Here is a 7,358-nt window from a genome sequence, read left to right on the forward strand (position 1 = left end):
GCCGGCACCCCGGGGTGCGGGGATGCCGGCCAGCGGCATCTCCACACTCCGCACCCGCAGATCTTGGACACTTACCGTCCGCCCAGAACGGAAACTGTTCAAGATCTGCGAACACGGCCACAAGGCAGGCCGCGGGGCGAGGCCGTGGTGTCGGTCAGCGGACGTTGACCGGGACCGTATGCCAGCCGGTGGCACCATCCGGGACGACGTCCTGCGTACGTTCGGTCTGGGTCTCGCCTGTCGCGTCCGTTGCTCGGACCTGGAGCCGGTGCTCGCCCGGCGTGGCGTCCCAGCGCCAGGACCACTGCACCCAGGTGTCCACCGACACGGTCGGGGCCAGCGTGGCCTGCTGCCACGGGCCGTCGTCGACGCGTACCTCGACTCGGCTGATGCCCCGGTGTTGCGCCCACGCCACGCCAGCGACGGTCACCGGCCCGGTGGTCAGCCGGTTGCGCCTCCGGGGTGTGTCGATCCGCGACTGGGTCTTGATCGGCCCCTCACGGGACCAGCCGCGCGGGATCCAGTACGCGTCGAAGTCGGCGAACCGGGTCAGCTCGAGCTCGGTCACCCATTTGCAGGCCGACACGTAGCCGTAGAGGCCCGGCACCACCATCCGGACCGGGAAGCCGTGCTCGACAGGTAGCGGCTCACCGTTCATCCCGACGGCGAGCAGCGCGTCTCTTCCGTCGCGCAGCGCGGCGGTGGGGGTGCCGCAGGTCCAGCCGTCCACCGACCGACCAACGACCTGGTCGGCGTCGTCGTCCGGCTCGACCTCGTCGAGCAGTTCCCGCAGGGGTACGCCGAGCCAGCGGGCGTTGCCGATCAGGTCCCCGCCCACCTCGTTGGAGACGCAGGCCAGCGTGACGTACCGCTCGACCAGCGGTCGGGCCAGAAGGTCGGCGTAACTGTAGGTGCGCTCCTTGCCGACCCGTCCGTGGATCCGCAGCCGCCAGGTGTCCGGGTCGACCTGCGGCACCACCAGCGCGGTGTCGATGCGGTAGAACCCGAAGTTCGGGCTGACGTACGGCGCGAGCTGGGCGAGCTTGAGGTCCGCACCCGCCGGTACGGCCGGTGCGGGAGCGACCGGCGCGGGCAGGCGGATCGCGTCGCGGGCTGCGGACACGCCGCGCCGACCGGCCAGCCAGCGCCCGCCGAGGCCGGCCACCACGGCCGTGCCGAGCAGCACTCCGCTGCCGGTGAGGAACCGCCGCCGCGACTCCGGGTCCACATCGTCGGGCCCGGCCGGCTCGGCCGCAGCCGTCGGTCCGACGGGAGTCACCGGCACCGACCCCGCCGGCGACCCAGGGGCGGCCGGCGACACCGAACCGGCAGGCGACCCAGGGCGGCCAGGCTCCAATCCAGAGCCGGCCGGCGGCGTGGGTGGTGACCAGGACCACGGGTTCAGCTCGAACGGCCCGGCGATGAACAGCCAGAGCACCAGGGCACCGAGGCCGGCGCCGGCCAGGGAGGGCAGTGCGTCGGCGAGGTCGGCGCCGGAGCGGGTCAACGCGGCGGCCACGCCGATGGCGCCGAACGCGGCGATGCCGGCCAGGCCGACCGCCAGTCGGCGGATCGCCAGTACGCCGAGGAGCGCCGCGAAGCCTCCCAGCAGCACGGCCGTGCCGACCAGCAGGGCGATCTTGTCGGCAGTGCCGAAGAGGTCGATGGCGAACTGCTTCAGCGACTCGGGGACGGCGTCGACGATGACGCCGCCGACCGCGACCAGGGGCGCAGACCGGGGGCCGGTCAACACCGCGACAGGTTCGGCGATCCCGATCGCGACGGCGGCGGCGGTGATTCCGGCCAGCGCGGCGTACCGCCGTGACGTGGTGCTCATCGGCCCAGTGTGCGCGATCATCCCGTGCGCCCGCCAACAACGTCAGCGTTCGGTAATGACCTGCCAGCCCTCGGGAACGAACCGGGGCACACCGCCGTACGGCGGTGTGCCCCAAAACGGGTGTCGCTACCGGATCAGAAGCCCGGGCCGTGCTGGTGGCCGTGGCCGTGCCCACCGGCGGCGGCCGGCTCGGCCTGCTCCGGCTTGTCCACCACGAGGCTCTCCGTGGTGAGCAGCAGACCGGCGATCGAGGCGGCGTTGGTGACCGCGTTGCGGGTCACCTTCACCGGGTCGATGATGCCGGCCTTGACCAGGTCGACGTACTCGCCCTTGGCGGCGTCGAGGCCGTTGCCCCACGTGAGGTCGGCGACCTTCTGCGTCACGACGTAACCGTCGTGACCGGCGTTCTGGGCGATCCAGCGCAGCGGCTCGACGAGCGCCTTGCGCACGACCGAGACACCGACCTTCTCGTCACCGGTGAAGCCCAGGTCGTCGTCGAGCACGGAGAGGATCTGCACCAGGGCGGCGCCGCCGCCGGGCACGGTGCCCTCCTCGACCGCAGCCTTGGTCGCCGCGATGGCGTCCTCGATGCGGTGCTTGCGCTCCTTCATCTCGACCTCGGTGGCGGCGCCGGCCTTGATGACGGCGATGCCACCGGAGAGCTTCGCCAGCCGCTCGGCCAGCTTCTCCCGGTCCCAGTCGGAGTCGGAGGCCTCGATCTCCTTGCGGATCTGGGCCACCCGGTCGGCGACGTCGGACTTCTGGCCGCCGCCGTCGACGATCGTGGTGTTCTCCTTGTCGACCACGACGCGCCGGGCGGTGCCGAGCACCTCCAGGCCGACCTGGTCGAGCTTGTAGCCCAGCTCCGGGGCGACCAGCTCGGCGCCGGTGGAGATCGCGATGTCCTGGAGCATGGCCTTGCGCCGGTCACCGAAGCCCGGGGCCTTGACCGCGCAGACCTTGAGGGTCTTGCGCAGCGAGTTGACCACCAGGGTGGAGAGCGCCTGGCCGTCCACGTCCTCGGCGATGATCAGCAGGGGCTTGCTGTTCTGCAGGACCTTCTCCAGCAGCGGCAGCAGCTCCTCGATCGCCGAGATCTTCTGGGTGGTGACCAGGATGTACGCGTCCTCGAGGACGGACTCCTGGCTCTCCAGGTCGGTGACGAAGTTCGGCGAGATGAAGCCCTTGTCGAACTGGAGACCCTCGGTCACGTCCAGTTCGGTGGTCAGCATCGAGCCTTCCTCGACGGTGATGACACCGTCGCGGCCGACACGCTCCATCGCCTCGGCGATCAGGTCGCCGATCGTGGAGTCCTGTGCGGAGATCGTCGCCACGTTCGCGATCGAATCCTTGCTGGTGACCTCGGCGGCCTTGCCGAGCAGCGCCTCGGAGACCTTGACGGCCGCCGCGTCGATGCCCCGCTTGAGGCCGGCCGGGTTGGTCCCGGCGGTCACGTTGCGCAGACCCTCGCGAACCATCGCCTGGGCCAGCACGGTCGCGGTGGTGGTCCCGTCGCCGGCGACGTCGTTGGTCTTGGTCGCCACCTCCTTGACCAGCTGCGCGCCGAGGTTCTCGTACGGGTTGGTGAGCTCGATCTCCTTGGCGATGGTCACACCATCGTTGGTGATCGTCGGCGCACCGAATTTCTTGTCCAGGACGACGTTGCGCCCGCGCGGGCCGAGGGTGACCTTGACCGCGTCCGCGAGGGCGTTGACACCGTGCTCCAGCAGGTGCCGGGCGTCGTCCGAGAAGCTCAGGATCTTCGCCATGAATGTCCCTTCGAAGCGCCATTGCCCCGGCCCGGCGAGCCGGACCGGGGCAATGGAACTGATCGGTTGCTTACTTCTCGATGACCGCGAGGACGTCGCGGGCGGAGAGCACCAGGTACTCCTCGCCGGCGTACTTGACCTCGGTGCCGCCGTACTTCGAGTAAAGGACGGTGTCGCCGACCTGCACGTCAACCGGAACCCGGTTGCCGTTGTCGTCGACGCGCCCCGGGCCCACAGCGAGGACGGTGCCCTCCTGCGGCTTCTCCTTGGCGGTGTCGGGGATCACGATGCCCGACGCCGTGGTGGTCTCAGCCTCGTTCGCCTGGACCACGATGCGGTCCTCGAGCGGCTTGATCGCAACCTTGGTCGCGGTAGTCACGGGCATACCCTCCTGGGGTACTGGTTTCGTTGCTGGCCAGCGGGGCTGACCAGCGTCAATCTGCCTCATGCCACCGGGCGGTGCCGTCGTCGCGGGTGCCGGTCCGCCTGGCGTGCGCACCCGGGTCGTGAGACCCGGAAGCTGGCACCCTCAGGGTGAGAGTGCTAATCGCAGGTTATTCCGTGGCTAGCACTCCGTCAAGGAGAGTGCCAGCGCGTCGCGCCCCGCCAGCCAAGTTTTCCGAGTCGGACGGGACAATGATCGGGTGGATCTCGATCAGCTGGCGGCGCTGCGTACCCCCGAGGGGTCGGCCGCGCTCGCGGCGGCGGCCGGGCTGGCCGGCGGTGATCCACTGGCCGCGGCGTCGGCGCTGCGCGCGGCCGGGGTGCCGCCGACGCTGGCCGCGGCGGCCCTCACCCAGGCCGAGCTGCGGCACCGGGCGGTCGGCAAGTTCGGCGCGGCCGCCGCCGGGATGTTCCTCACCCGGGCCGGCCTGGAGCAGGCCACCCGCCGGGTGGTCGCCGACCGTCGCGCCGCCAGGTTGTCCGCGGCCGGCGTCCGCACCCTGGCCGACCTCGGGTGCGGGCTCGGGGCGGACGCGCTTGCCGCCGCCCGCGCCGGCATCCGGGTGTACGGGGTGGAGGCCGACCCGGTGACCGCGGCGATGGCCGCCGCCAACGCCGAGGCGGCCGGGCTGGCCGAGCTGTTCACCGTCGAGTGCGGCGACGCGACCGGGTTCGACGTGTCGGGGGTCGACGGGGTCTTCTGCGATCCGGCCCGCCGCACCACAGGCACCGGGCGACGGATCTTCGACCCGCGCGCCTACTCACCACCGTGGGACTTCGTCACCGGGCTGGCCGAGCGGGTGCCGCGCACCGTCGTGAAGGTGGCGCCGGGCCTGGACCACGCGCTCATTCCGGCCGGCGCGGAGGCCGAGTGGGTCGGCGTGGACGGCGATCTGGTCGAGGCCGCGCTCTGGTGTGGCGAGTTGGCCGAGGTGCCCCGCCGGGCCAGCCTGTACCGCCAGCAGGGCCATCACCAGCTCACCGGCTCGGGTGCCGCCGAGGCGCCGGTCGGGCCGCCACGCCGCTACCTGTACGACCCGGACCCGGCGGTGGTCCGCGCGCACCTCCTGGCGGAGCTGGCCACCGAGTTGGGCGCCACCCTGGCCGACCCGAGCATCGCCTACCTCTATGCCGACGGGCCGATCCGCACTCCGTACGCGCGCTGCCTGGAGATCACCGACGTACTGCCGTTCTCGCTCAAGCGACTGCGGGCGCTGCTGCGCGAGCGTCGGGTGGGCCGGGTGGAGATCCTCAAGCGGGGTTCGGCGCTCACCCCGGAGCAGCTCCGCCGGGACCTGCGGTTGACCGGGACCGAGTCGGCGAGTCTGGTGCTCACCCGGGTCGACGGCGCACCGACGGTGCTGATCGGCCAGCCGGTCGGCTAGCACTGCCGGTCGACTAGCCTCGTCGCTGTGGCGGGACAGGGCACGCCGGCAACGGCACTGTTGGTCAAGCGCGGGATCGCGCATCGCACCCACCCGTACCGGGTGGCGCCGGACGCCCCGAACTACGGCGCGTTGGTGGCGGTGGCGCTCGGCGTGGCACCGGAGCGTGTGTTCAAGTCGCTGGTGACCGAGGTCGACGGCGCGCTCACCGTGGCGGTCGTCCCGGTCACCGGCGAGCTGGATCTCAAGGCGCTCGCGGCGGCGGTCGGCGGCAAGCGGGCGGCGCTCGCCGACCGGGCGGTCGCCGAGCGGGCCACCGGTTACGTCCGCGGTGGGATCAGCCCGCTCGGGCAGCGTCGGCGGTTGCCCACCGTGCTTGACGACTCCGCGCTGGATCTCCCGACGATCTACGTCTCGGCTGGTCGGCGCGGTCTGCAACTCGAACTGGCCGCGGCGGATCTGGTGGCGCTGACGGACGCGCGTACCGCGCCGTTGCAGACCCGCTGACGACTGCCGTTACGTCGACTCCCCGGTGGGATACCCAGCGAGTAACAGTCGCGTTGCTGAATTGTTATCGCCCCCAACAAACTAGGCACCTGCGCGGTCTTGTGGAGCCGGTGTGACGCGAAATACGTTGCCGGACACAACAAAACAACACCTCCCCCACCTCCGAAAGGACCCTGCACATGCGTAAGGGGATCCTCACCATCGCCGCCGTGGGCCTGCTCACGACCGGCGGCTTGACCGCCTGTGGCGACGACTCAGGCGACAAGGGCGCCGCCGCCAAGACCCCCAAGATCGGCGTGATCCTCCCGGACAGCAAGTCCTCGGCCCGCTGGGAAACTGCGGACCGTCGGTTCCTGGAGGAGGCGTTCAAGGCCGCCGGCGTCCAGTACGACATCCAGAACGCCCAGAACGACAAGACCGCCTTCCAGACCATCGCCGACCAGATGATCACCGGCGGCGTCACCGCCCTCATGATCGTCAACCTGGACTCCGGCACCGGCAAGGCCGTGCTCGACAAGGCCAAGTCGCAGGGCGTCGCCACCATCGACTACGACCGGCTCACCCTCGGCGGCTCCGCCCAGTACTACGTCAGCTTCGACAACGAGACCGTCGGCAAGCTCCAGGGCGAGGGCCTGTCGAAGTGCCTGACCGAGAAGGGCGCCAAGAACCCCGTCGTGGCGTACCTGAACGGCTCCCCCACCGACAACAACGCCACCCTGTTCAAGGCCGGCTACGACTCGGTGCTCAAGCCGAAGTTCGACTCCAAGGAGTACGTCAAGGGCCCCGACGACGCGGTGCCGGCGTGGGACAACGCGCAGGCCGCGACGATCTTCGAGCAGCAGCTCACCAAGGCCAGCGGCAAGATCGACGGCGTGCTGGCCGCCAACGACGGTCTCGGCAACGCGGCCATCTCGATCCTGAAGAAGAACAAGCTCAACGGCAAGGTGCCGGTGACCGGGCAGGACGCCAGCACCGAGGGCCTACAGAACATCCTCGCCGGCGACCAGTGCATGACCGTCTACAAGGCGGTTCGGGAAGAGGCCAAGGCCGCCTCCGACCTGGCCATCGCGCTCGCCAAGGGCGAGAAGAAGGACACCGGGCAGTCGGTGAAGGACGGCGACCGTGACGTCCCCGCGGTGCTGCTCACCCCGAAGGCCATCTACAAGGACAACATCAAGGACGTCATCGCCGACGGCTACGTGACCAAGGAAGAGGTCTGCACCGCGGCGTACGCGAAGGCCTGCGCCGACGCCGGCATCAGCTGACCGACGCCGCAGTACCCGCCGGGACGACCATCGCCGCCCGGCACGGGAGGGGTTCTCCCAGATCGCGACGGGCTACCCGGGCGCCGGCTTGTGGCATCTGCCCGGTGGTGGCACCGATCACGGTGAGCAGCCGGCCACCGGGTTGCTCCGG

At 70.7% G+C, this 7,358-nt stretch carries 6 protein-coding genes; 3 read left to right on the plus strand and 3 right to left on the minus strand.

Annotated features, from left to right (window positions below; all coding sequences use genetic code 11):
* Positions 1-154: 154 nt before the first annotated feature.
* The 3 genes from ACWER9_RS31535 to groES all read right to left on the minus strand — a co-directional run bounded on the left by ACWER9_RS31535 (position 155) and on the right by groES (position 3,991).
* The gene (locus ACWER9_RS31535) at positions 155-1,837 is read right to left on the minus strand and encodes a molybdopterin-dependent oxidoreductase (RefSeq protein ID WP_452305278.1); all 1,683 of its coding nucleotides are present in this window, start codon (positions 1,835-1,837) and stop codon (positions 155-157) included.
* A gap of 134 nt (positions 1,838-1,971) precedes the next feature.
* A complete protein-coding gene (groL, locus tag ACWER9_RS31540) occupies positions 1,972-3,606 on the minus strand; it encodes a chaperonin GroEL (protein WP_452305279.1) in 1,635 nt (544 codons plus the stop codon).
* Between the two features lie 70 nt (positions 3,607-3,676).
* Positions 3,677-3,991, minus strand: coding sequence for a co-chaperone GroES (gene groES / locus ACWER9_RS31545; protein ID WP_030330046.1), 315 nt, complete (start codon positions 3,989-3,991; stop codon positions 3,677-3,679).
* Positions 3,992-4,250: 259 nt separating this feature from the next.
* On the opposite strand from groES, the gene ACWER9_RS31550 reads away from it, so the two are divergent.
* From ACWER9_RS31550 to ACWER9_RS31560, 3 genes are all read left to right on the plus strand, one after another.
* Positions 4,251-5,435 carry a THUMP-like domain-containing protein gene (locus ACWER9_RS31550; protein WP_452305280.1) on the plus strand — a complete coding sequence of 395 codons (1,185 nt, stop codon included), beginning with the start codon at positions 4,251-4,253 and terminating at the stop codon, positions 5,433-5,435.
* Between the two features lie 27 nt (positions 5,436-5,462).
* The gene (gene ybaK / locus ACWER9_RS31555) at positions 5,463-5,942 is read left to right on the plus strand and encodes a Cys-tRNA(Pro) deacylase (RefSeq protein ID WP_452305281.1); all 480 of its coding nucleotides are present in this window, start codon (positions 5,463-5,465) and stop codon (positions 5,940-5,942) included.
* A gap of 179 nt (positions 5,943-6,121) precedes the next feature.
* Positions 6,122-7,207, plus strand: coding sequence for a sugar ABC transporter substrate-binding protein (locus ACWER9_RS31560; protein ID WP_452305282.1), 1,086 nt, complete (start codon positions 6,122-6,124; stop codon positions 7,205-7,207).
* The last annotated feature ends 151 nt before the right edge of the window (positions 7,208-7,358 follow it).

Source organism: Micromonospora sp. NPDC003944, from assembly GCF_053605225.1.